The 22,620-nt window shown below is 68.8% G+C and carries 17 protein-coding genes and 1 tRNA gene; 6 read left to right on the plus strand and 12 right to left on the minus strand.

What is annotated here, in order from left to right; translation table 11 throughout:
• Positions 1 to 5 precede the first annotated feature (5 nt).
• The 3 genes from selA (at position 6) to I4484_RS20205 (ending at position 3,515) form a co-directional block, all read left to right on the plus strand.
• Positions 6 to 1,451 carry an L-seryl-tRNA(Sec) selenium transferase gene (gene selA, locus I4484_RS20195; RefSeq protein ID WP_197448936.1) on the plus strand — a complete coding sequence of 482 codons (1,446 nt, stop codon included), beginning with the start codon at positions 6 to 8 and terminating at the stop codon, positions 1,449 to 1,451.
• A complete protein-coding gene (gene selB, locus I4484_RS20200) occupies positions 1,448 to 3,388 on the plus strand; it encodes a selenocysteine-specific translation elongation factor (RefSeq protein WP_197448937.1) in 1,941 nt (646 codons plus the stop codon). The genes selA and selB overlap by 4 nt, the downstream gene beginning before the upstream one ends.
• Before the next feature lie 31 nt (positions 3,389 to 3,419).
• Positions 3,420 to 3,515 (plus strand) — tRNA-Sec (locus tag I4484_RS20205).
• 13 nt (positions 3,516 to 3,528) lie between these two features.
• On the opposite strand, the gene I4484_RS20210 is transcribed toward I4484_RS20205, so the two are convergent.
• The 6 genes from I4484_RS20210 to I4484_RS20235 all read right to left on the minus strand — a co-directional run bounded on the left by I4484_RS20210 (position 3,529) and on the right by I4484_RS20235 (position 10,551).
• Positions 3,529 to 4,188, minus strand: a complete 660-nt coding sequence (locus I4484_RS20210; RefSeq protein WP_197448938.1) for a L,D-transpeptidase — start codon at positions 4,186 to 4,188, stop codon at positions 3,529 to 3,531.
• 303 nt (positions 4,189 to 4,491) lie between these two features.
• Positions 4,492 to 4,737, minus strand: coding sequence for a formate dehydrogenase subunit delta (locus tag I4484_RS20215; protein ID WP_197448939.1), 246 nt, complete (start codon positions 4,735 to 4,737; stop codon positions 4,492 to 4,494).
• Positions 4,738 to 4,744: 7 nt separating this feature from the next.
• The gene (gene fdhD / locus I4484_RS20220; protein ID WP_197448940.1) at positions 4,745 to 5,569 is read right to left on the minus strand and encodes a formate dehydrogenase accessory sulfurtransferase FdhD; all 825 of its coding nucleotides are present in this window, start codon (positions 5,567 to 5,569) and stop codon (positions 4,745 to 4,747) included.
• On the minus strand, positions 5,562 to 8,486 hold the full coding sequence (fdhF, locus tag I4484_RS20225) for a formate dehydrogenase subunit alpha (protein WP_197448941.1): 2,925 nt from the start codon (positions 8,484 to 8,486) through the stop codon (positions 5,562 to 5,564). Before fdhF ends, fdhD begins: the two co-directional genes overlap by 8 nt.
• Before the next feature lie 17 nt (positions 8,487 to 8,503).
• A complete protein-coding gene (locus I4484_RS20230) occupies positions 8,504 to 10,054 on the minus strand; it encodes an NADH-quinone oxidoreductase subunit NuoF (RefSeq protein WP_197448942.1) in 1,551 nt (516 codons plus the stop codon).
• Complete coding sequence (locus tag I4484_RS20235) at positions 10,054 to 10,551, minus strand: formate dehydrogenase subunit gamma (RefSeq protein WP_197448943.1); 498 nt, start codon at positions 10,549 to 10,551, stop codon at positions 10,054 to 10,056. The genes I4484_RS20230 and I4484_RS20235 overlap by 1 nt, the downstream gene beginning before the upstream one ends.
• A gap of 192 nt (positions 10,552 to 10,743) precedes the next feature.
• Here I4484_RS20235 and I4484_RS20240 point away from each other — a divergent pair, with 192 nt between their 5' ends.
• Positions 10,744 to 11,817, plus strand: coding sequence for a substrate-binding domain-containing protein (locus I4484_RS20240; RefSeq protein WP_197448944.1), 1,074 nt, complete (start codon positions 10,744 to 10,746; stop codon positions 11,815 to 11,817).
• A gap of 18 nt (positions 11,818 to 11,835) precedes the next feature.
• Here I4484_RS20240 and I4484_RS20245 read toward each other — a convergent pair whose 3' ends face one another.
• Positions 11,836 to 12,942 (minus strand): hybrid-cluster NAD(P)-dependent oxidoreductase, encoded by a 1,107-nt coding sequence (locus tag I4484_RS20245; RefSeq protein WP_197448945.1) that lies wholly within the window; start codon positions 12,940 to 12,942, stop codon positions 11,836 to 11,838.
• Between the two features lie 328 nt (positions 12,943 to 13,270).
• On the opposite strand from I4484_RS20245, the gene I4484_RS20250 reads away from it, so the two are divergent.
• Positions 13,271 to 14,557, plus strand: coding sequence for an SRPBCC family protein (locus I4484_RS20250; protein WP_197448946.1), 1,287 nt, complete (start codon positions 13,271 to 13,273; stop codon positions 14,555 to 14,557).
• Between the two features lie 108 nt (positions 14,558 to 14,665).
• Here I4484_RS20250 and I4484_RS20255 read toward each other — a convergent pair whose 3' ends face one another.
• Both I4484_RS20255 and fdhA read right to left on the minus strand, forming a co-directional pair.
• Positions 14,666 to 14,905 (minus strand): hypothetical protein, encoded by a 240-nt coding sequence (locus tag I4484_RS20255; RefSeq protein ID WP_197448947.1) that lies wholly within the window; start codon positions 14,903 to 14,905, stop codon positions 14,666 to 14,668.
• Between the two features lie 150 nt (positions 14,906 to 15,055).
• Positions 15,056 to 16,249 (minus strand): formaldehyde dehydrogenase, glutathione-independent, encoded by a 1,194-nt coding sequence (fdhA, locus tag I4484_RS20260; protein WP_197448948.1) that lies wholly within the window; start codon positions 16,247 to 16,249, stop codon positions 15,056 to 15,058.
• A gap of 279 nt (positions 16,250 to 16,528) precedes the next feature.
• Here fdhA and I4484_RS20265 point away from each other — a divergent pair, with 279 nt between their 5' ends.
• Entirely contained in the window at positions 16,529 to 18,103 is a 1,575-nt protein-coding gene (locus tag I4484_RS20265) for a BCCT family transporter (RefSeq protein WP_197448949.1), read from the plus strand.
• Between the two features lie 269 nt (positions 18,104 to 18,372).
• On the opposite strand, the gene I4484_RS20270 is transcribed toward I4484_RS20265, so the two are convergent.
• From I4484_RS20270 to I4484_RS20280, 3 genes are read right to left on the minus strand one after another with little or no spacing between them, the layout of a single operon-like run.
• A complete protein-coding gene (locus I4484_RS20270; protein ID WP_197448950.1) occupies positions 18,373 to 19,191 on the minus strand; it encodes an electron transfer flavoprotein subunit beta in 819 nt (272 codons plus the stop codon).
• Positions 19,181 to 20,464 (minus strand): electron transfer flavoprotein subunit alpha/FixB family protein, encoded by a 1,284-nt coding sequence (locus tag I4484_RS20275; RefSeq protein WP_197448951.1) that lies wholly within the window; start codon positions 20,462 to 20,464, stop codon positions 19,181 to 19,183. The genes I4484_RS20270 and I4484_RS20275 overlap by 11 nt, the downstream gene beginning before the upstream one ends.
• The gene (locus tag I4484_RS20280; protein ID WP_197448952.1) at positions 20,461 to 22,452 is read right to left on the minus strand and encodes a (Fe-S)-binding protein; all 1,992 of its coding nucleotides are present in this window, start codon (positions 22,450 to 22,452) and stop codon (positions 20,461 to 20,463) included. The genes I4484_RS20275 and I4484_RS20280 overlap by 4 nt, the downstream gene beginning before the upstream one ends.
• Positions 22,453 to 22,620: the final 168 nt, after the last annotated feature.

Genomic DNA, 22,620 nt, shown 5'->3' on the forward strand with positions numbered 1-22,620 from the left:
CGACAATGGACGTTCGACGCCGCCTGCCCGCGGTGGATGCATTGCTGGGCCATCCCGAGGTGCAACTGGCCCGCCGGCGTCACGGCCGCCGCCTCATCCGGCGCGCCGTTCGCCAAGTGCTGGCCGAGGCCCGGCGCGGCCTGGCGCAACCCGCCGCTGCGGCACCCGATGTGGATGACCTGGCCCGGCGGGTGCTGGAACGCCTGGACGAACTCGCCCGGCCGGCCAGCCGCGCGGTTTTCAACCTCACCGGCACGGTGATCCACACCAACCTGGGCCGTTCGCCGCTCGCTGAGGCGGCCGTCGTGGCAATGACGGAGGCGGCGCGCCACCCGGTGGCGCTGGAGTACGACCTCGATGGCGGCGGCCGCGGCGATCGCGACCGGCTGGTCGAGGGGCTGCTGTGCGAGCTGACCGGGGCCGAGGCGGCCACCGTGGTCAACAACAATGCCGGTGCCGTGCTGCTGGCCCTGGGCGCGCTGGGCGCCGGCCGCGAGGCGCTGATCTCACGCGGCGAGCTGGTCGAGATCGGCGGCGCCTTCCGCATGCCCGACATCATGGCCGCGGCGGGCTGCCGCCTGCGCGAGGTGGGCGCCACCAACCGTACCCATGCGCGCGACTTCGAAGCCGCCATCGGCGAGCACACCGGGCTGATCGTCAAGGCGCACACCTCCAACTACGCCATCACCGGCTTCACCGCGCGTGTTCCCGAGACCCGCCTGGCGGAGATCGCCCATGCCCACGGCATTCCCTTCCTGATCGACCTGGGCAGCGGCGCGCTGACCGACTTCACCGCGCTCGACCTGCCCTACGAACCGCAGCCGGGCGACGCCATCGGCGCCGGCGCCGATGTGGTCACCTTCAGCGGCGACAAGCTGCTCGGCGGCCCCCAGGCCGGCATCCTCGTCGGCCGCCGTGACCTCATCGAGAGGATCAGGCGCCACCCGCTCAAGCGTGCCCTGCGCCTGGACAAGCTGACCCTGGCCGCGCTCGAGGCCACCCTGCGCCTCTACCGCGACAGCGACGTCCCCCAGCACGACATTCCCACCCTGGCCCTGCTGACCCGCCCCGAAGCCGACATCGCCGCCACCGGCGAACGGCTGCTGCCCCGGGTCGACGGGCTGCTGGCCGGCTTCGAGGTGACACTCGCGTCCTGCGCCAGCCAGCTCGGCAGCGGTTCGCTGCCGGTGGACCGGCTGCCCAGCCGGGCGCTGGTATGGCGTTCCCTCACCGAGCCACGCCGCCAGCGCGAGCGCGAGATCCGCCGCCTCGAGGCCGCCCTGCGGTGCCTGCCGCGTCCGGTGATCGGGCGGCTCACTGACGGTGCGCTGCTGCTCGACCTGCGCTGCCTGGAAGGGGCGTCGGAGGAAGCCGCCTTCATCGACCAGCTCGCGCAGCTGCCCGGCCTCTACGCGGCCAGCGCTCGGCAGGACGGCGGGGGCCCGCCGTGATCGTCGGCACTGCCGGCCACGTCGACCACGGCAAGACCGCCCTGATCCGTTGCCTGACCGGCATCGATACCGACCGGCTCAAGGAGGAAAAGGCGCGCGGGCTGACCATCGAGCCCGGCTTCGCCTACCCCGCGGTGGCCGACGGCATCGAGCTCGGCTTCGTCGATGTGCCCGGCCATGTGCGCTTCCTGCATCACATGGTAGCGGGCAGCGCCGGCGTCGACACGGTACTGCTGGTGGTGGCCGCCGACGACGGCGTGATGCCGCAGACCCTCGAGCACCTGCAGATCCTCATCCTGCTGGGGCTCGGTCACGGACTGGTGGCACTGACCAAGGTCGACCGGGTCGACACCGCGCGACGCCGCCAGGTGCGCGAGCAGATCGCCGCCCTGCTGGCCGGCACACCGCTGGCCGGAGCGCCCATCGTCGAGGTCTCCAGCCACAGCGGCGAGGGCGTGGAGGCGCTGCGCGAGCGGCTGTGGACGCTGGCCGCCAGGCAGCCCGAGGCCCCTGCCCGTGGCCACTTCCGCCTCGCCGTCGACCGGGTCTTCACCAAGGCCGGTGCCGGCCTGGTGGTGACCGGCACCGCGTTCGCCGGCCAGGTGACCCAGGGCGACGCAGTGCGCCTGGTGCCGAACGGGCTGACGGCACGGGTGCGCGGGCTGCGCCGCCAGCATCGCGAGGGCGAGTGGGCGCAGCAGGGCGATCGCGTGGCGCTCAACCTCGCCGGCCCCCACATCGATCGCGACGCGATTCGGCGCGGCGACTGGGTCGTGGCCGAGGCGCTGGAAACGCCGCCGCTGCGACGCCTCGACGTCCAGCTGCAGCTGCTCGACGACGCACCGCCGCTCAAGCACTGGGCGCCGGTGCATACGCACCTGGGCGTGGGCCGAATCAGCGGTCGCGTGGCGCTGCTCGAGGGCCAGCGGCTCGCCCCCGGCGAGCATATGCTGGGTCAGCTGGTATTGGATGAACCGGTACACGCCTGCCTGGGCGATCGCTTCGTGATTCGCGACCCGGCGGCAAGAATCACCTTGGGCGGCGGCACGGTGCTCGATGGCGACCCGCCCCGGCGCGGCCAGCGCCGCCCCGAACGGCTGGCCTGGCTCGCCGCGCTGGCCGAGTGCGCCGCCACCGCCCCACTCGACCTGACCCCGGCGCTGCGGGAGGGGCTGAGCTGCCGCCCAGGCGGCATCGATCTGCACGCCCTGGCGCACAACGCCAACGTCGAGGTGTCGGCACTGGCCGAGGCCGTATCGGCGCTGGGAGGGGAAACGCTGACGTCGGCGCAGACCACCCGCAGCTTTTCCGCCGAGGCCATCAAGGCGCTTCAGGCCCGACTGCTCGACACTGTCGCCGCCAATCACGAGCGCGAGCCCTCGATGCTCGGCACCGAGCGCGCCCGCCTGACCCGCCAGGCCATGCCCGAGCTGCCCGAAGCCACGGGCCGGCAGCTGCTGGAGCGCCTGATCGCGGGCGGCAAGCTGGAGGCCCACGGCCCCTTCGTCGCCCTGCCCGGGCATCGCGCCGTCTTGAGCGAGGCCGACGAGGCGCTATGGCGACGGCTCGAGCCGCTCATCGCCTCAGCGCGCTTCCAGCCGCCGCGGGTACGCGACCTGGTCGCCATCGGGGAATTCGAAAAAGAGCGACTCGACGAGGCGCGCGTCCGCGAAGTGCTCACCGCCTGCGCTCGCCTCGGCCGGCTCTACCAGGTGCGTCGCGACCACTTCTACCCGGCCGGAACAGTGGCCGAGATGGCCGCCATCGCGCAGTCGCTCGAGCGCGAGCACGGCCGGATCCGCGCGGCCGCCTTCCGCGACCGCCTCGGCACCGGCCGCAAGCTGGCCATTCACATCCTCGAATTCTTTGATAAGGTAGGGTTCACGCGCCGCATCGGCGACGAGCGCGTGCTACGCCACACCGAGATGTGGCCGTAGGGCAACGGCCCTGTCACGAGAAGCCGCTCAAGGAAGAGGATCGACCCCCGGTGGGGCGGCCAGACTTCAAATCTGGCAGGGGCTGCCAGCGGTCCCTGGTGGGTTCGACTCCCACGCTCTTCCGCCAACCTGCCCGGCGTCTAGCCCGTGATCACCACCCGCGTACCGATGCGCAGCCACGGATCCAGCGCGCGGATCTCCTCGTTACTGACCGCCACACAGCCCTCGGTCCAGTCGAAGCTGCGGTGCACCTCGGGGTCGCCGCGGCCCAGGCCGTGGATGCCGATCAGCCCGCCCAGCGAGGTGGTATGCGGCGCCAGGCCGTGCTGCGCCCGGTAGTTCTCGATGTACCAGTACTCCTGCAGGGTGATGCGGCCGCTCTGCAGCGCCTCCTCGGCGACCTGGGCGTTGGGATAGTCGAAGCCGAAGAACAGCCCGAAGCGCGAGGCGCGGTTGATACGGTCGACGCGGAATTCGCCCAGCGGCGTCATCGAACTGCCCTTGGCCCGCAGCGGCGCCGCGCCGCCGGCGCCGAAGGCCAGGTGCTCGATGCGCTCGATCACGGTCTCGCCGCGCAGCACCCGCACCTGGCGGTGGCGCAGGTCGATGCTGAGCCATACCTCGTCGGCCGTCAGCCCCTCGGGCATGGCCGTTGCATCCAGCGCTTGCCACAGCATCGGCTGGCCGACCGGCAAGCTACCGGCGGCGGTTGAGGAATCGGGAATGTTGGCCTGTGTCGCCGGCCCGAACGCGAAGCAGCCTGCCGTCAAGGCGGCAGCCTGGAAGAATGCCCTGTTCATGAGCCCCTGCCCCGTGCGTAGTCATCTTATGCGTCGGCTTGTCACCGATCGGTTATTGAGGCCAGCCGTGGCCCGCGCCATCACGATCGTGGCGCGATTTCCTTCGACGGATGCTTCGCATGGCAAGGACGCCGGGAGCGCACCGCGGCGCTCCCGGAGTTGGCCTTCGCTTGGGCCCCAGGGCCCGCCCGACGCGGCCACCGGCCGGGCCATGAGACGCATGAGGCAAATATAGCACAGGGCGGTTAAGGCGAAAGAGGGAGAACGCCTGGCACCGTGAAAAGACGTGATCTCACCCGCCGGTCAGGCGCTCGCCTGGCGAGCTTCCGCCTGATCCCGCGCCAGCAGCGCGACCGCCTCCCTGGCGAGCGGCGAGAGCCGGCTGCCATCCTCATGCAGGTAGTCGACGATCTGGCGCTTCATGCTGCGTGCCCAGAACTTCTTCAGGTGAATATGCACGCGCTCGACCGTGGCATCGCCGTAGTGAGCGTTGTTGGCGGCGATCTGGTTCGCCATGTGGATCAGGGAATCGAGCTGGCTGCGGCTCATGGCGACATCAACCTCCGCTGGCTTGAACGGCCGGCATACTTTCGCTTGCCGGCTGATGATAGATGACGTGGCGCCCCGTGCGGGCGAAGCCGACCAGCATCAGGCCCGCCTGGCGGGCCTGCTCGATGGCAAGCGAGGTGGGCGCCGACACCGCGACCAGGCAGCCGATGCCGGCGGCAACGCACTTCTGCACCATCTCGTAGCTGGCGCGGCTGGAGACCAGTGCAAAGCCGCTTCGCATGGCGCAGTCGCGCACCGCCAGCGCCCCGATCAGCTTGTCCAGGGCGTTGTGGCGGCCGACGTCCTCGCGGGCCAACTGCACCTGCCCGTCGAGGTCGCACCAGGCGGCGCCGTGGGTGGCCCCGGTCTCGCGCTGCAGCGGCTGGTGCCAGCGCAGCGCCTCCAGGGCATGCTGGATGGTGTCGTCGCCAACGGCGGGAGCCGTCACCCGGCCGATCGGGCGAATCGCCTGCTCCAGCGACTCGGTGCCGCACAGCCCGCAGCCGGTACGCCCGGCCAGGCTGCGACGACGCTGCTTCAGCTCCATGAAGCGCTGGGTGGCGACCTCCAGGTGCACGCTGACGCCGGCGGCCTCCTCGCGCACCTCGATGGCGTAGAGTTCATCCGGCGTCTGCAGAATGCCCTCGGTGAGGCTGAAGCCGAGGGCGAAGTCCTCGAGGTCGGCCGGCGTGGCCATCATCACGGCATGCGAGATGCCGTTGTAGACCAGCGCCACCGCCGTCTCCACGGCGATACTGTCCTCCAGCCGCTCGGCGCTGCCGGCCCGGCGCACGTCCACCGGGGCCCGGCAGCGGCTGTGGTCGTCACTCATTGGCGCGCTCCGCGGAGGGCCTGCCTGCGCCCGCTTCGTCCTTGTCACCACCGCGCAGCAGCTCGAGCTGCAGCCGGTCGAAGGTCTGGAACTGGCGCTGCCAGGCGGACGGCTGGCTGACCTTCTCGACCTGTACGGCGGTCACCTTGTATTCCGGACAGTTGGTCGCCCAGTCGGAGCTGTCGGTGGTGATCACGTTGGCCCCGCTGCCCGGATGGTGGAAGGTAGTGTAGACCACCCCCGGCGGCATGCGGTCGCTGATCCGTGCGCGCAGCACCGTCTGGCCCGCGCGGCTGGTGATACCGACCCAGTCGCCGTCGCGCACGCCACGCAGCTCGGCATCGGACGGGTGCAGCTCGAGCACGTCCTCGTCGTGCCAGGCCTGGTTGTGGGTCCGCCGGGTCTGGGCGCCGACGTTGTACTGGGAGAGGATGCGCCCGGTGGTCAGCAGCAGCGGGAAGCGCCGGTTGCTGAGCTCGTCGCTCGCCACGTAGTCGGTGATGGCGAACTGACCGAGGCCGATGGGGAAATCCTCGATGTGCATGGTCGGGGTGCCCTTGGGGTGCGCCTCGTTGCACGGCCACTGGATGCTGCCCAGCTCGTCGAGCCGCGCGTAGCTGACCCCGGTGAAGCTCGGCGTGAGGCCGGCGATCTCGTCCATGATCTGCGACGGATGGTCATAGTGCATGGGATAGCCCAGCGCATTGGCCAGGTCCACCGTCACCTCCCAATCCTGCTTGCCGGCCAACGGCGGCATCACCTTGCGCACGCGGTTGATGCGGCGCTCGGCGTTGGTGAAGGTGCCGTCCTTCTCCAGGAACGAGGAGCCCGGCAGCAGCACGTGGGCGAACTTGGCCGTCTCGTTGAGGAAGATATCCTGCACGATCAGGCACTCCAGCGAGCGCAGCGCCTCCTCCACGTGCTGGGTGTTGGGGTCGGATTGGGCGATGTCCTCGCCCTGCACGTAGAGCGCCTTGAAGTCGCCGGCCACGGCGGCATCGAACATGTTGGGGATGCGCAGGCCCGGCTCATCGTCGATGGGCACGCCCCAGGCCGCCTCGAAGCGCTCGCGCACGACGGGGTCGCCGACGTGCTGGTAGCCCGGCAGCTCGTGGGGGAAGGAACCCATGTCGCAGGAGCCCTGGACATTGTTCTGCCCGCGCAGCGGGTTGACGCCCACCCCTTCGCGACCGATGTTGCCGGTGGCCATGGCCAGGTTGGCGATGCCCATCACCATGCTCGAGCCCTGGCTGTGTTCGGTGACGCCGAGACCGTAGTAGATCGCGCCGTTGGGCGCCTGGGCATAGGTACGCGCGGCACGGCGTACCTGCTCGGCGGACACGCCGGTGATCGCCTCGACGTTCTCCGGCGCATGGCGCGGATCGAGGATGAACTCACGCCAGGCCTGGTAGCCCGCGGCATCGCAGCGCTTGGCGATGAACTCGCGATCCTCGAGTCCTTCGCTGATCACCACGTGGGCCAGGGCGTTGATCATCGCCACGTTGGTGCCGGGGCGCAGGGCAAGGTGCTGAGCGCCGCGATGGTGCGGGGTCTTGAGCAGGTCGATACGGCGCGGGTCGACGACGATCAGCTCGGCGCCCTGGCGCAGGCGACGACGCATCTGCGAGGCGAACACCGGGTGGGCGTCGGTGGGGTTGGCGCCGATGACCACGATCACGTCGGCCTGCATCACCGAATCGAAGGTCTGGGTGCCGGCGGATTCGCCCAGCGTCGTCTTGAGGCCGTAGCCGGTGGGCGAATGACACACCCGCGCACAGGTGTCGGTATTGTTGTTGTGGAAGGCCGCGCGCACCAGCTTCTGCACCAGGTAGGTCTCCTCGTTGGTGCAGCGCGACGAGGTGATGCCGCCGATGCTCTCGCGACCGTACTTGGCCTGGATCGCCTTGAGCCGCTCGGCGGCGAAGGCGATCGCCTCCTCCCAGCCCACCTCGCGCCAGGGCTGGTCGATCGACTCGCGAATCATCGGCGTCTTCAGGCGGTCGGGATGGGTGGCGTAGCCAAAGGCGAAGCGGCCCTTGACGCAGGAGTGGCCGTGGTTGGCGTCGCCGCCCTTGTACGGCACCATGCGCACCACCCGGTCGCCCTGCATCTCGGCCTTGAACGAGCAGCCCACGCCGCAGTAGGCGCAGGTGGTGACCACGCTGTGCTCCGGTTGCCCCTGCTCGATCACCGCCTTCTCCATCAGCGTCGAGGTCGGGCAGGCCTGCACGCAGGCGCCGCAGGAGACGCACTCGGAATCCATGAACGCCTCGCTCTGTCCGGCGGCGACCTTGGACTCGAAGCCGCGCCCCTCGATGGTCAGGGCGAAGGTGCCCTGCACCTCCTCACAGGCGCGCACACAGCGCGAGCAGACGATGCACTTGCTGGGGTCGAAACTGAAATAAGGGTTGGAGTCGTCGGTCTCGGCGTCCAGGTGATTGTCGCCGTCGAACCCGTAGCGCACCTCGCGCAGCCCCACCGCACCGGCCATGTCCTGCAGCTCGCAGTCGCCGTTGGCCGGACAGGTCAGGCAGTCCAGCGGGTGGTCGGAGATGTAGAGCTCCATCACGTTGCGCCGCAGCTTGGCCAGCCGCGCATTCTGGGTGGTGACCTTCATGCCGGGCTCGACCGGCGTGGTGCAGGAGGCCGGCAGGCCGCGCTTGCCGTCGATCTGCACCGCGCACAGGCGGCAGGAGCCGAACGCCTCGAGATTGTCCGAGGCACACAGCTTGGGAATGTTGATGTCGGCGAGTGCCGCGGCGCGCAGCACCGAGGTGCCCTCGGGCACGGCGATCTCGACGCCATCGATCTCGAGGCTGACCAGCGTCTCGGAGAGTCGCGCCGGGGTACCGTAGTCGCGCTCCGGCGAAAGGTGCTGGGGGGCGAATGCCTGCTTGGGGTCGTAATGGTGCAACATGTCGTACCTCCTCCCGCTCAACGCGGCTGCGCGTCGCGCTGCAGGTCGTCGGGAAAGTGTTTCATCACGCTCTGCACGGGGAAGGGTGTCATGCCACCCATGGCGCAAAGCGAGCCATCCACCATGGTCTCGCACAAGTCGGCGAGCAGCGCGAGGTTGGCCTCGCGGCGCTCGCCGGCGCGGATGCGGTCGATCACCTCGACGCCGCGCACCGATCCGATGCGGCAGGGGGTGCACTTGCCGCATGATTCCACCGTGCAGAACTCCATGGCGAAGCGCGCCTGCTCGGCCATGTCCACCGTGTCATCGAACATCACCACGCCGCCGTGACCGAGCACCGCGCCGACCTCGGCGAAGGCCTCGTAGTCGAGCGGCAGGTCCCACTGGCTCTCGGGCAGATAGGCGCCCAGCGGGCCGCCCACCTGCACCGCGCGCAGCGGCCGTCCGGTAAAAGTACCGCCGCCGAACTCCTCCATCAGCTGGCGCAGGGTGGTGCCGAACGCCAGCTCCACCAGCCCGCCGCGCTGGACGTTACCGGCCAGCTGCAACGCCAGGGTGCCCCGCGAACGGCCCATGCCGTAGTCGGCGTAGGCCTGTCCGCCGTCGCCGAGAATGAAGGGCACCGCCGCCAGCGACAGCACGTTGTTGACCACGGTGGGCTGGCCGAACAGGCCTTCGAGGGCCGGCAGCGGCGGCTTGAAGCGCACCATGCCGCGCTTGCCTTCGAGACTCTCGAGCAGCGAGGTCTCCTCGCCGCAGATGTAGGCGCCGGCACCCAGGCGCACCTCGAGGTGAAACGCCTGGCCGCTGCCGAGGATGTCGCCACCGAGATAGCCGGCGGCCTCGGCGCGGGCGATGGCCTCGTTGAAGATCTCCTGGGCCAGCGGATACTCCGAACGCAGGTAGACGTAGCCCTGGGTGGCGCCCACGGCGAGGCCGGCAATGGCCATGCCCTCGATCAGCAGATAGGGGTCGCACTCCATCACCAGGCGGTCGGCGAAGGTACCGGAGTCGCCCTCGTCGGCGTTGCAGACGATGTACTTCTGCGCGGCGGGGGCATCGAGCACGGTCTGCCACTTGATGCCGGTGGGAAACGCCGCCCCGCCGCGGCCGCGCAGGCCGGAAGCCTTGACCTCGTCGATGATGGCCTGGGAATCAAGGCCGAGGGCCCGGCGCAGGCCGCGGAAGCCGTCGTGGGCGCAGTAGTCCTCCAGCGACAGCGGGTCGGTGACGCCGATGCGCGAAAAGGTCAGGCGCTGCTGGGCCTGCAAATAGGGAATCTCCTCGGCCGGCCCCTGGCACAGGGGTGACGTGGCACTGCCCTCGAGCAAGCCGGCGTCGAGCAGGCCAGCCACGTCCTCGGGCGCCACCGGGCCGTAGGCGATGCGCCCGGCCGGCGTCTCGACCTCCACCAGCGGCTCCAGCCAGAACAGCCCACGCGAGCCGTTGCGCACCAGCTCGACCTCGACGCCACGCGCCTCGGCCTCGGCCTCGATGCGCTCGGCGACCTCATCGGCGCCCAGCGCCAGCGCCGTGGTTTCGCGGGGGACAAAGAGTCTCGTGGTCATCAGCTCACCTTCAGCACTTGGGTGGTCAGCTCGTCGACCAGCCGATCGAAACGCTCGGGGGTGACCCGGGCGAGGATGCGGTCATCGACGCGCAGCGACGGGCCGCAGGCGCAGTTGCCCAGGCAGTAGACCGGCTCCAGGGTGATCTCGCGGTCGGCGGTGGTCTGGTGGTAGTCGATGCCGAGGGTTTCCCGCGCATGGCTCTCCAGCGCACGGGCGCCCCGCGCCTGGCATGCCTCGGCACGGCAGATCTGCACCACGTGCCGCCCCGGAGGGCTGGTGCGGAAGTGGTGATAGAAGCTGATCACACCGTGCACCTCGGCACGGGTGAGCTGCAGCGATTCGGCAATGAGCGGCACCGCCTCGCGGGGAATATGGCCGAAGCGATCCTGGATCGCGTGCAGGATGGGTAGCAGGGCCCCGGGCTCGTGCTTCAGGGCGTCGATCTCGTCCTGAACCAGTTGGGGGGTCCATGGTGGGAAAGGGCTGTTGTACATGGCCTGGCCTCGAAGCGAACGTGCGGCGCGGCACCCGCGCGCGACGTTCGGCGCTGCTGATTATGGTCTAGTTATGTACTACAGTGCATATATGAATTAGCATGCCTGTCGTCGCGATTGCTCGTGCCTTCTGGTACGTACCTGTGAAAGTAGCAGCACCGTCTCCGTTTCGAAATATGAAAAACACAGCATATGAAGCGCATTCGTATCGAGCCCGCCTGGTCCTTCACCGACGAGGCGGGTAACCGCCTGGATCCACAGCTATTCGGGCTGCTGCAGGGCATCCATCGCAGCGGCAAGCTGACCGCGGCCGCCGCCGAGGCCGGCATCTCCTACCGCCACGCATGGAACCTGCTCAACAAGTGGGCGGAGTTCTTCGGCGTCGCCCTGGTGGAAATGCACAAGGGCCGCGGCGCGCGGCTCACGCCGCTCGGCGACAAGCTGCTGTGGGCCCGTCAGCGGGTGGCTGCCCGGCTGGGCCCGCAGCTCGAGAGCCTCGGCTCGGAGCTCAATCTCGAGCTGCAACAGCTGTTCGAGGGCGTCGAGCCGGTGCTGCGCGTTCACGCCAGCCACGGCTACGCGGTGGCGCTGCTGCCGCGGTTCGCCAGTGACTTCCAGCTCGACCTGCAGTACTGCAGCCCCGCGGAGGCGCTGGCCGCACTCAACCGTGGCGCCTGCGACGTGGCCGGCTACCACATGCCGACCTCGGCCACCCGCGGCCCGCTGATGCAGGGCTATCGCCGCCAGCTGCGGCCGCGCAGCCACTGCATCATCCGCTTCATCACCCGCCGCCAGGGGCTCATGCTGAGGCCGGGCAACCCCAAGGGCATCGTCGGCCTGGCCGACCTGACCCGCGGCGACGTGCGCTTCATCAATCGCCAGAAGGCGTCGGGCACCCGGGCGCTGCTCGACATCCTGCTGCGCGACGCCGGGCTCGCCTCGCAACGCATCCTCGGTTTCGAGCTCGAGGAGTACACCCATTCTGCGGTGGCCGCCTACATCGCCGCCGGCATGGCCGACGTCGGCTTCGGCGTCGAGGCCGCCGCGCATCAGTTCGGCCTGGCTTTCCTGCCCCTGGCCGACGAGCACTACCTGCTGTTGTGCCAGCGCCGGAGTCTCGCCGACCCCAGCGTCAGGCGCCTGCTGGAGATGATCCGTGGCGAATCGTTCCGGCAGGCCGTCAGCGAGCTGCCGGGCTATACGCCGGACCGCTGCGGCGAGGTGTGCAGCGTCGACGAGCTGTTCGACGAGACCCAGCGCTCCTGAGCCTCGCCGGGTCCGGCCTCAGTAATCGACCACCACGTCGCCTCGCGGCTTGCTGCAGCAGGAGAGGATGTAGCCCTCTTCGATGTCCTCGTCGGTGATGCCGCCGTTGTGCTCCATGTCCACTTCACCGGACTTGAGTCCCACCCGGCAGGTGCCGCAGATGCCCATGCCGCAGGCCTTGGGAATGTGCAGGCCCAGCTTGGCGGCAGCGGAGTGCACCGTCTCTCCCGGCTGAATGCGCACGCTCTTGCCCGAGCCGACGAACTCGACGCTGAGCATGTCGGCGTAGTCGATCTCCTCGGCCTCGGCCTCGGCTTGCTCGGCCAGCTCCAGCACCTCCTCGCGCACGTCCAGCGGCGTGGCACCGAAGGATTCCTCGTGGTAATGGCTCATGTCGAAGCCGTTATCCCTCAGGATGCGCTTGACCGCGTTCATGTAGGGCGTGGGACCGCAGCAGAAGATCTCGCGCTCGAGGAAATCGGGCACCATCAGCTCGAGCATTGGTTGGGTCAAATACCCGCGATAGCCGGCCCAGGCCTCGCCGATGTCGTCCTTTTTCTCGCAGACGATATGCAACTTGAACTCGGGGATCCGCGAGAACATGTGCACCAGCTCACGATGGTAGATGACATCGCGCGGGGCACGTGCACTGTGGATGAACTCGACGTCGACGTTGGCGTTGGTGTCGAAGAACCAGCGTGTCATCGACATCAGCGGCGTGATACCCACGCCGCCGGAGAGGAACAGCACCTTGTCGGCAGGAAAATCGATCGAATTGAAATTGCCCACCGGGCCATGCACCGCCAGTTCGTCGCCGATCTTCAGGTTATCGTGTAGCCAGTTCGACACCTTGCCCCCGGGCACCCGCTTGACGGTGATCGAGAAGCTGTAGGGAATCGATGGCGAACTGGAGATCGTATAGGAGCGCATGATCGGCTCGCCGTCGATCTCCAGTTCCAGGGTCACGAACTGCCCCGGCTTGAAGAAGAACAGCACCGGCTGCTCGGCCATGAAGCAGAAAGTGCGGACGTCCCAGGTTTCCTGGATGACCTTGACGCAACGCACCAAATGGCGGCCGTTGGTCCAGGTCTGGGTCGTGACGGGGTTGAGAAAGTTCATGGTCATGTCGCGTCGCCTGGCATTGATCAGCGTGGAAGGCTCCGACTGCGGAACACCGCCTGCCGTTGAACGAATTTTGCGCCAGGCGGCAAGGCCACGACTTGCCTGACTACGACACGGGCATGCCCATGAGTCCCACTCGGTGTCTCTTTTCCTTCCACGCGCGTCGCGCCTGCATTCATGCTTGTCGCCGGCAGACAACTGGGCGCCCCGCGGCTGATCCACACTCGCCGTATTCGCAACCCGGCCCTCATGACAATCACAACGCCGACTTTCCGACGACACCAACAATCCGACCGATGCCGCCGACGCGGCCAGCAATGAGGAAGCTTGCATGGACACACCCTCCCCGACACCCCTCGACGACCCCTTGGATCCCGCGCGCCAGGCTACCGCCAGGATGCTGGCCGAGCGCGCGCGCAACGTCTCGCTGCCCCAGCCCTTCTACAACGATGCCCGGCTGTTCGCCCTGGACATGCAGGAGATCTTCGGCAAGGAGTGGCTGTTCGCCGGCATGACCTGCGAGATCCCCGCCAAGGGCAACTACATGACCCTGCAGGTCGGCGACAACCCGGTGATCCTGGTGCGCGGCGACGGCGGCGCCATCCATGCCTTTCACAACGTCTGCCGCCACCGCGGCTCGCGGCTGTGCGTCAGCGACAAGGGCAAGGTCGCCAAGCTGGTCTGCCCCTACCACCAGTGGACCTATGAGCTCGACGGCCGCCTGCTGTTCGCCGGCAGCGACATGGGCGAGAACTTCGACCTTTCCGCCTATGGCCTGAAGCCGGTCCACGTTCGCACCGGCGGCGGCTTCATCTTCATCAGCCTGGCCGAGCAGCCGCCCGCCATCGACGACTTCCTGGTCACCCTGGAGCACTACCTCGAGCCCTACGACATGACCAACGTCAAGGTCGCCGTGGAGTCGAGCATCGTCGAGCAGGCCAACTGGAAGCTGGTGATCGAGAACAACCGCGAGTGCTACCACTGCAACGGCGCCCACCCGGAGCTGCTCAACTCGCTGCAGGAGTTCGACGACACCGACGACCCCCGCGCCACGCCCGCCTACAAGGCGCTGGTGGCGAAGAAGCAGTCCGACTGGGACGAGCAGCAGATACCCTGGCAGCTCAAGCGCTTCGGCAAGCGCAACCGGCTGACCCGCACACCGCTGCTGGATGGCGTGGTCTCGATGACCATGGACGGCAAGCCGGCCTGCCGCAAGCTGATGGGCCGCCTGACCAGCCCCGACATGGGCTCGCTGCGCATCCTGCACCTGCCCAACTCCTGGAATCACTTCATGGGCGACCACGCCATCGTGTTCCGCGTGCTGCCGCTGGGCCCGCAGGAGACCCTGGTGACCACCAAGTGGCTGGTGCACAAGGATGCGGTGGAGGGCGTCGACTACCAGCCCGAGGAGATGCGTCGGGTGTGGGACGCCACCAACGCCCAGGACAAGCGCCTGGCCGAGGAGAACCAGCGCGGCATCAACTCCAAGGCGTACGAGCCGGGCCCCTACTCCGAGACCTACGAGTTCGGCGTGATCGACTTCATCGACTGGTACAGCGAGCGGATGCAGGAGAACCTGGGTCACAGCGCGCCCCACCTGCAGCTGGTGAGAGGCTAGACGCCCCCTCTCCTCGGGACGAAAGAGATCGCCCCCGGCCAAGGCCGGGGGCGATTCGTTTCCCTCGGGTTCGTTCGGACGTCATGGCGCTGGTTCTGGCCGGCGACCCTAGTCGACGGCCGGCCGCAGATGCTTCACCAGCGCCTCACGCACCTCGGGCAGCATGACGCCGGCCTGGGCCTCCAGTTCGGTGACCAGCGCCGCCAGGCCAGGCACTTCCGCCTCGGCCTGCCGCTGAGCGGCAAGCCGGGCGCAGGTATCAGGGTCGGCGTCGGCAGGCAGCTCGATGCCCAGCGCCACCAGGCGCTGACGAAAATCCTCCGCATCGATCAAGTCGGCGAACATCATTTCTCTCACCTCATCGCTGCCATTGCCGTCGTCTGTTCCCTAGATTACCCGCAAGCGCGTCAGGCGGCCACGCTGCCATGGGGTCGATATCCCGAAATGGCTGGCGGCGCCGCCTTTCGGCGCTCGCCGTCGACCGGTTCAGTGCATTCCTCAGGCGGCCACGCTGCCATGGGGGTCGATGACGAATTTCTTCGCTGCCCCGCCATCGAAGTCGGCATAGCCCTGCGGCGCCTGATCCAGCGAAATCATCTGTACGTTGACCGCATCGGCGATCTTGACCTTGCCGAACAGGATCGCCTGCATCAGCGGGCGGTGGTACTTCATCACCGGACACTGCCCAGTATGGAAGGAGTGGGACTTGGCCCAGCCCAGGCCGAAGCGCATGCTCAGCGCTCCCTGCTTGGCGGCATCGTCGACGGCGCCGGGATCTTCGGTCACGTAAAGGCCCGGAATGCCGATCTGGCCGCCGGCGCGGGTCAGCTGCATCGCCGAGTTGAGTACGGTCGCCGGCGCTTCCTTGCCGTGGTTGCAGCCGCAGGCATGGGCCTCGAAACCGACGCAGTCGACGAAGGCGTCGACTTCACGCTCGCCGAGGATCGCCTCGATCTTGTCGGCCATGTCGCCGTCCTGGGTCAGGTCGATGGTTTCGCAGCCGAAGCTGCGGGCCTGGGCCAGGCGCTCCTCGATCATGTCGCCGACGATCACGCAGGCCGCTCCCAGCAGTTGGGCGGACACCGCCGCTGCCAGGCCCACCGGACCGGCGCCGGCGATGTAGACGGTGCTGCCCGGCCCGACACCGGCCGTCACGCAGCCGTGGAAGCCGGTGGGGAAGATGTCGGAGAGCAGGGTCAGGTCGCGGATCTTCTCCATCGCCTGATCGGCGTCGGGGAACTTCAGCAGGTTGAAGTCGGCGTAGGGCACCATGACGTATTCCGTCTGGCCGCCGACCCAGCCGCCCATGTCGACGTAGCCATAAGCGGCACCGGGGCGAGCCGGGTTGACATTGAGACAGATGCCGGTTCGACCTTCCTTGCAGTTGCGGCAGCGCCCGCAGGCAATGTTGAAGGGCACCGAGACCAGGTCACCCGGCTTGATGAACTCGACGTCGCGCCCGCACTCGATCACCAGGCCGGTGATCTCGTGGCCCAGCACCAGGCCGGACGGCGCGGTGGTGCGCCCGCGCACCATGTGCTGGTCGCTGCCGCAGATATTGGTGGTGACCACCTTCAGGATCACGCCGTGGTCGCATTTGCGATTGCCGAGGGCGAGCTCCGGGTAGGGGATGGCTTCGACGTCGACCTTACCCGGGCCCTTGTAGACGACGCCGCGGTTGGCTTGGCTCATGGCTGGCTCCTTACGTTGTTATGCGGCTGACCGGGCCAGGGCCCGACGCCGAGGGGATGGCGAGACGCCACCGAGCCAGCCTACGCCACACCCTGCACGCCACGTATTCGCACAGGCGACGCCGCCATGCGTGATATCGCCATGCCAGGGGCCCCTCGAGACAACCGTAGGTCGCTTTCACGACACTGCCCACGCCCCAGGCGCCCAACAATGGCAGACCGGGTGCGCCCTGCATCCGGCACCAAGCGCAACACGAAAAACAATCATCGAGGAATCCCCATGAAGCATGACGATGCGCCACTCCTCAAACCTGGGCAGGACAATGCGCAGGTACTGGGGATGGACTTCCATCATCCCGTGTTCCCGCTCTCGGCCCTGGCCATCCTGGGCTTCATCCTCTACGCACTCATCTATCCCGACGCCGCCAACGCCCATCTCACCGCGGCCCGCGGCTGGTCGATCGAATACTTCGACTGGCTGTTCATGATCGCCGGCAACCTGTTCGTGCTGCTGTGCGTGGCGCTGATTGCCTTGCCGGTGGGGCGCATCCGCCTGGGCGGCAGCCAGGCCCGGCCGGAGTACTCGACCACCTCCTGGTTCGCCATGCTGTTCGCCGCGGGCATGGGCATCGGCCTGATGTTCTGGAGCGTGGCCGAGCCGGTGGCCTACTACACCGACTGGTACGGCACCCCGCTCAACGCCGCGGCGCACACCCCGGGCGGGGCCAGCGCGGCGATCGGCGCCACCATGTTCCACTGGGGCCTGCACCCTTGGGCGATCTACGGCGTGGTGGGTCTGTCGCTGGCGTTCTTCGCCTACAACCGCGGGCTGCCGCTGACCCTGCGCTCGGCCTTCACGCCGATCCTCGGTGAGCGGGTACGCGGCTGGTTCGGCCACGTCATCGACATCGTCGCGGTGCTGGCGACGATCTTCGGCCTGGCCACCTCGCTGGGCTTCGGCGCCTCCCAGGCGGCGGGCGGCCTCAACTACCTGTTCGACGTGCCCAACACCATCGGCACCCAGCTGGCGATCATCGTGGTGGTCACCGCCGTGGCGCTGTTCTCGGTGTGGCGCGGCATCGACGGCGGCGTGAAGCTGTTCTCCAACATCAACATGGTGATCGCCCTGGGGCTGCTCGCCTTCGTGCTGGTGACCGGCGGCGTGCTGCTGTTCGTCAACAACCTGTGGCACACCGCCCTGGCCTACGCCAACCACATCGTGCCGCTCTCCAACTGGATCGGTCGCGACGACACCACCTGGTACCACGGCTGGACGGTGTTCTACTGGGCCTGGTGGATCTCCTGGTCGCCCTTCGTCGGCATGTTCATCGCGCGGGTCTCCCGCGGGCGCACGGTGCGTGAATTCCTGACCGCCGTGCTGGTGGTGCCGACCCTGGTCACCCTGGTGTGGATGAGCGTCTTCGGCGGCACCGCCCTGGACCAGTCGGCCGCCGGCGTCGGCGCCCTGGCCGACGGCATCAGCGACGTCTCGCTGGCGATGTTCCAGATGCTCGAGCACCTGCCGTTGACCACCCTGACCTCCAGCCTGGCGATCCTGCTGGTGCTGATCTTCTTCATCACCTCGTCGGACTCCGGCTCGCTGGTGATCGACAACATCACCGCCGGCGGCAAGACCGACGCGCCCCGCGGCCAGCGCGTGTTCTGGGCGGTGCTGGAGGGCGTGATCGCCGGCATCCTGCTCTACGGCGGCGGCAGCACCGCGCTGGGCGCACTACAGGCCGGCGCCGTGGCCACCGGCCTGCCCTTCACCCTGGTGCTGCTGGGCATGGCGTTCTGCCTGGTCAAGGGGCTGCGCGAGGAGCAGCGCGGGCTGGTGGGCGCCAGGCTGGCCTGATACCGAGCCCTGCTTCCAGGAACCCGTCCCAACGCATAGACCCCGGCCAAGGCTGGGGTCTTCTTTTGCCTGCTGCGTGCGGCATCATGCTCACGCGCGTGCCGATTGTCCCAGGGTCGTGAATGCTCTCGCTCAGGCCGCGAGCGATGAGAGGCTGGCCGCCACGGAACCGAGCTACCTACGTTCGCACTGGCCGGGTAGGTTGGCCAGATGCAAAGACCCCGGCCATGGCCGGGGTCGTCGCGTTGGGTTGGGCACTCCAGGCAGAGCTATCGGAGGACGCCCTCCTCCTTGAGCAGCTTGTAGATCGCCTCGGCGCCCTGCTCCGGGGTCACGTCGGTCAACACCTGGCCACCGGCACCTTCGGCCTTGGCCGCGGCGGCCTTGAAGCGGTCCCGGGCCGAGGCCGCCTTGACGATCTTGAGGCGCTTGGGCCGCTTGCGGGCCGGCGTCACGTTCCATTCCGGCAGGGCCTCGTCCCACGTCACCGCCGCGGTTTCGGTCTCGACCTCCCCGCGCCGGGCCGGGCCGAAGGCGCTCTGGCGCGCCGCCGACGCGGCAGCGTCGACGGTGACGATGGCCGGCAGCCGCACCTGCAGCCGACGGCGCTGGCCACGGGGCAGAGCCTGGAGCAGCGTCGCCACGCCACCTTCGACCTTCTCCACCGCCGCCAGGCCGCTGACCAGCGGCCAGCCCAGCCGCTCGGCCAGCAGGTAGGGCAGCATGCCGGATCCCTCTCCCCGCTCGGCGCGCTCGCCGGCGATCACCAGCTGCGGCCGTGCGTCATTCAGCCTGGCGGCCAGGGCGGGAACCACGTCGGCGCCCGGCGGCTGCTCGACCAGGGTCATGGCGGGAAAGCCCATGCCCAGATAGCCGCGCAGGGCACTCTCGCTCTCCTCGTCGAGCGTTCCGGCGTGCAGCAGGGTGATGCCTGCCTTGTCGAGCGACAGGGCCAGTTCCACGCCACGGGCATCCTGGTCGGCGCGTCGGGCGCGACCGGTCACGGGGTGGCGACCAACCGATACCAGCACGGCCACCTCGAGTGCCGCGTCTCGCGTGTTCTCTTCTCGATTGACCTCAGGCCGCATCACGCTTCTCCTCACGTTGCCGCTGCACCATCTCGACCAGCGCCGCGAGTATGCTCGCCGAGTCGCCAATCACCGCCAGGTCGGCGCGCTTGATCATGTCGCATCCCGGATCGAGATTGATGGCCACCACCTTCTCGCAGCTCTGGATGCCCTGCAGGTGCTGGATGGCACCGCTGATGCCCACCGCCACGTAGACCCGCGCGGTGACCCAGGTGCCGGTGGCGCCTACCTGGCGGTCGCGCGGCATGAAGCCGTCGTCCACCGCCACGCGCGAGGCGCCCTCGGTCGCCCCCAGCACCTTGGCGGCCTGATGGAAACCCTCCCACTCCTTGACTCCGTTGCCGGCGGAGAGGATGAACTCGGCCTCGGCCAGGGCCACGCCGGCCGGATCGACGGCCACCTGGCCCAGATCCTCGATGCGCCCCAACAGCGGAGGCAGCGGCTGCGCCAAGGCCAGCGGACGGGCCGCATGGCGGGTCTCGGATACGGGCTCGGCGCACTCGGCCAGCGCCAGCACGACGCGCGGCAGGGCGCGCTGGATGTCGCTGGTGCCGGCGGCCCCTCGCGCGGCACAGCGCCAGCCCAGGGCGCTGGCGCCGTCCTGCTCGAGCTGCCAGACACCGGTGGCGGGCCGCTCCCGCAGGCGAGCCGCCAGGCGCCGCCCCAGTTCGGCACCGCCCAGCTTGGAGTCGGGCAACAGCCAGTGACGCGGGGCCAGCTCGTCCTCGACGGCAGCGAGCGCGGCGAGGCGCGCCTCCGGTGCATAGCCATCGAATGCGGCATCATCGAAGGCGAGCAGGCGGTCGATGCCGGCGTCGCCAAGCGTATCCTCCTTGTGGCCGCCGAAGATCACGGCCAGCACGGCACCGGGCCGCTCGCCGTCGGCGTCGGCCAGCTGCCGGGCCAGGCCCAGCAGGTCGCGGTCGTGGCTCGAGAGGCGCCCGCCGGGCATGTCCGGCACCACCGCGACTACGAAGGCCGGCTCCTCGATGATGACCTGCCGGCGATCGTCGGAGGCGGCCTTGTGACCGGCGCCGGCCGCGCGTCCCGAGGCAGCCGCCTGCTGGACACCGCTGCGGTCGATGCGCTTGAGCCCGTTGGGGCCGATGAAGCCCACCGCATGGGGATTCCGGCGGATCACCCCGTTGGGGCCCATCCACTCGGTCGCTGCGGTGCCTTCGCCAAGCTCCGCCAGCACGCTCAGGTGGTCGGGATGCAGGCGATTGCGGGCGATCCACTCCTTGCGCGGATCGCGGCGGATGATCTCGCTCATGGTGTCACCTCCTTCACCACCGGACGAGTCTCGGCGACAGGCTGCGAGGTACGGGTGCTATCGTGGCCGGAGTGAGCGGGGCGCTCCATCAGGGCGTCGGCCACCAGCTCGGCGATGTCGCGCACCTCGGCGGTGGCATCGACCACCCCTTCGAGCATGGCGGTGCACTGCGGGCAGCCCACCGCCACCAGCTCGGCGCCGGTCTCCTTGACGTCATTCATGCGCATGTCGGGAATCCGCTGCTTGCCGGGGATGTCGGTGATCGGCGCACCGCCGCCGCCGCCGCAACAGCGCGAACGGAACCCCGAACGCTGCATCTCGGCCACCTCGATGCCCAACGCCTTGAGCACGTTGCGCGGTGCCTCGTACTCACCGTTGTAGCGGCCGAGATAGCAGGGGTCGTGATAGGTGACCGAGCCCCCCTTCCAGGGCGCGAAGTGCAGCCGGCCCGCCTCGAACAGTTCGGCCAGGTAGGTGCTGTGGTGGCGCACCTCATACACGCCGCCCAGCTCGCCGTACTCGTTCTTCAGCACATGGAAGCTGTGCGGGTCGCAGGTGACGATGCGCCGGAAGCGATACTGTGACAGGGTCGCGATATTGCGCTTGGCCAGCGACTGGAAGGTCGCCTCGTCGCCCAGGCGGCGCGCCACGTCGCCGCTGTCGCGCTCCTCGTTGCCGAGCACGGCGAAGTCGACCTCGGCCGCGCGCAGCACCTTCACCAAGGCTCTCAGGGTGCGCTGGTTGCGCATGTCGAAGACCCCGTCGCCCAGCCACAGCAACACCTCGGCCTCCCCCACGTCGCGCATCAGCGGCAGGTTGAGGTCCGCCGCCCAGTGCATGCGCGAGCCGGGGTCGAAGCCACCGGGGTTGTCGGTGGCGATCAGATTGTCGAGCACCTCGGCTCCCTTGCCCGGCGTATTGCCATGCTCCAGGGTCAGGAAGCGGCGCATGTCGACGATGGCATCGACGTGCTCGATCATCATCGGGCACTCCTCGACGCAGGCACGACAGGTGGTGCACGACCACAGCGTCTCGGCATCGACCAGGGCAGTGCCCTGGCGAGCCACGATGGGGCCGTGGGGGGTCCCGACGTGCTCTCCCACCGGCTTGCCCGGGTAGGGCGAACCGGCATAGTGGGCATCGCTGCCGCCGGCCATGCCGACGACCATGTCCTGGATCAGCTTCTTGGGGTTGAGCGGCTGGCCGGCGGCGAACGCCGGGCATACCGCCTCGCAGCGACCGCACTGGACGCAGGCATCGAAGCCGAGCAGTTGGTTCCAGGTGAAGTCGCTGGGCGTCTCGACGCCGAGCGGCGCCCAGGGGTCGTCCAGCTTCAGTGCCTTGAGCCCGGTGGAGCGGTTGCCCTCACCGAAGCGTTCGGGGCGGCGATGGAAGGCCAGATGCAGGGCGCCGGCGAAGGCGTGCTTCATCGGCCCGCCCCAGGTCATGCCGAAGAACATCTCGCCCAGGCCCCACACCAGCACCGCGGCCAGCGCCAGGGCGAGGATCCCGCTGCCCGTTCCTTCGGGAAGGACCCCTAGCGTCGGCAGGGTGAGCAGGAACACGCTCAGCGAGAACGCCATCAGGCTCTTCGGCAGGCGCATCCATGGCCCCTTGGAGAGCCGCGCCGGCGGGTTGCGCCGTCGTTTGGCGACGAACAGGCTGCCGGCGAACATGGCGGCGCTGGCCAGCAGCAGCAGCCCGCCGAGGATGGGGTTGGCCAGCCCCAGGCCATGCACCAGGATCATCAGCACGGCCGCCGCGACGAAGCCGCCGGCGGTGGCCACATGGGTATGGGACATCACCTTGTCGCGCGCCACCACGTGGTGCAGGTCCACCAGGTAGCGCCGCGGCATGGCGGCGAGCCCGCGCAGCAGGTCGACCCGGGCGGGCCGCCCCTGGCGCCACAGGCGAATGCGCCGCACGGCGCCGATCACGGCCAGCGCCAGGGCGGAGAAGATCAGTATCGGCAGGAGGGTGTCGAGCATGGTGCTCACCTCGTCTCATAAGCCGTTGGCTTTGGCGTTGTCGTTGTCGTTGGCTTCGGGGCTGTACCGGCGACAACAGAGGCCGGCACCGTGAAAGCGTCATGAGCGACGGCCAGGCTAGGCGAAGTTCGGCGAGTCAGCGGAATGGACTGCTTGCTCCATGAGCAT

The organism is Halomonas sp. SS10-MC5, from assembly GCF_015992245.1.
Lineage (GTDB): Bacteria > Pseudomonadota > Gammaproteobacteria > Pseudomonadales > Halomonadaceae > Halomonas > Halomonas sulfidoxydans.

What these genes read in the sequence shown, in the direction of transcription:
- selA (WP_197448936.1), top strand. Translation starts at nt 6, where the DNA reads ATGGACGTTCGACGCCGCCTGCCCGCGGTGGATGCATTGCTGGGCCAT.
- I4484_RS20210 (WP_197448938.1), bottom strand. Translation starts at nt 4,188, where the DNA reads ATGAACAGGGCATTCTTCCAGGCTGCCGCCTTGACGGCAGGCTGCTTC.
- I4484_RS20215 (WP_197448939.1), bottom strand. Translation starts at nt 4,737, where the DNA reads ATGAGCCGCAGCCAGCTCGATTCCCTGATCCACATGGCGAACCAGATC.
- fdhD (WP_197448940.1), bottom strand. Translation starts at nt 5,569, where the DNA reads ATGAGTGACGACCACAGCCGCTGCCGGGCCCCGGTGGACGTGCGCCGG.
- fdhF (WP_197448941.1), bottom strand. Translation starts at nt 8,486, where the DNA reads ATGTTGCACCATTACGACCCCAAGCAGGCATTCGCCCCCCAGCACCTT.
- I4484_RS20230 (WP_197448942.1), bottom strand. Translation starts at nt 10,054, where the DNA reads ATGACCACGAGACTCTTTGTCCCCCGCGAAACCACGGCGCTGGCGCTG.
- I4484_RS20235 (WP_197448943.1), bottom strand. Translation starts at nt 10,551, where the DNA reads ATGTACAACAGCCCTTTCCCACCATGGACCCCCCAACTGGTTCAGGAC.
- I4484_RS20240 (WP_197448944.1), top strand. Translation starts at nt 10,744, where the DNA reads ATGAAGCGCATTCGTATCGAGCCCGCCTGGTCCTTCACCGACGAGGCG.
- I4484_RS20245 (WP_197448945.1), bottom strand. Translation starts at nt 12,942, where the DNA reads ATGACCATGAACTTTCTCAACCCCGTCACGACCCAGACCTGGACCAAC.
- I4484_RS20250 (WP_197448946.1), top strand. Translation starts at nt 13,271, where the DNA reads ATGGACACACCCTCCCCGACACCCCTCGACGACCCCTTGGATCCCGCG.
- I4484_RS20255 (WP_197448947.1), bottom strand. Translation starts at nt 14,905, where the DNA reads ATGATGTTCGCCGACTTGATCGATGCGGAGGATTTTCGTCAGCGCCTG.
- fdhA (WP_197448948.1), bottom strand. Translation starts at nt 16,249, where the DNA reads ATGAGCCAAGCCAACCGCGGCGTCGTCTACAAGGGCCCGGGTAAGGTC.
- I4484_RS20265 (WP_197448949.1), top strand. Translation starts at nt 16,529, where the DNA reads ATGAAGCATGACGATGCGCCACTCCTCAAACCTGGGCAGGACAATGCG.
- I4484_RS20270 (WP_197448950.1), bottom strand. Translation starts at nt 19,191, where the DNA reads ATGCGGCCTGAGGTCAATCGAGAAGAGAACACGCGAGACGCGGCACTC.
- I4484_RS20275 (WP_197448951.1), bottom strand. Translation starts at nt 20,464, where the DNA reads ATGAGCGAGATCATCCGCCGCGATCCGCGCAAGGAGTGGATCGCCCGC.
- I4484_RS20280 (WP_197448952.1), bottom strand. Translation starts at nt 22,452, where the DNA reads ATGCTCGACACCCTCCTGCCGATACTGATCTTCTCCGCCCTGGCGCTG.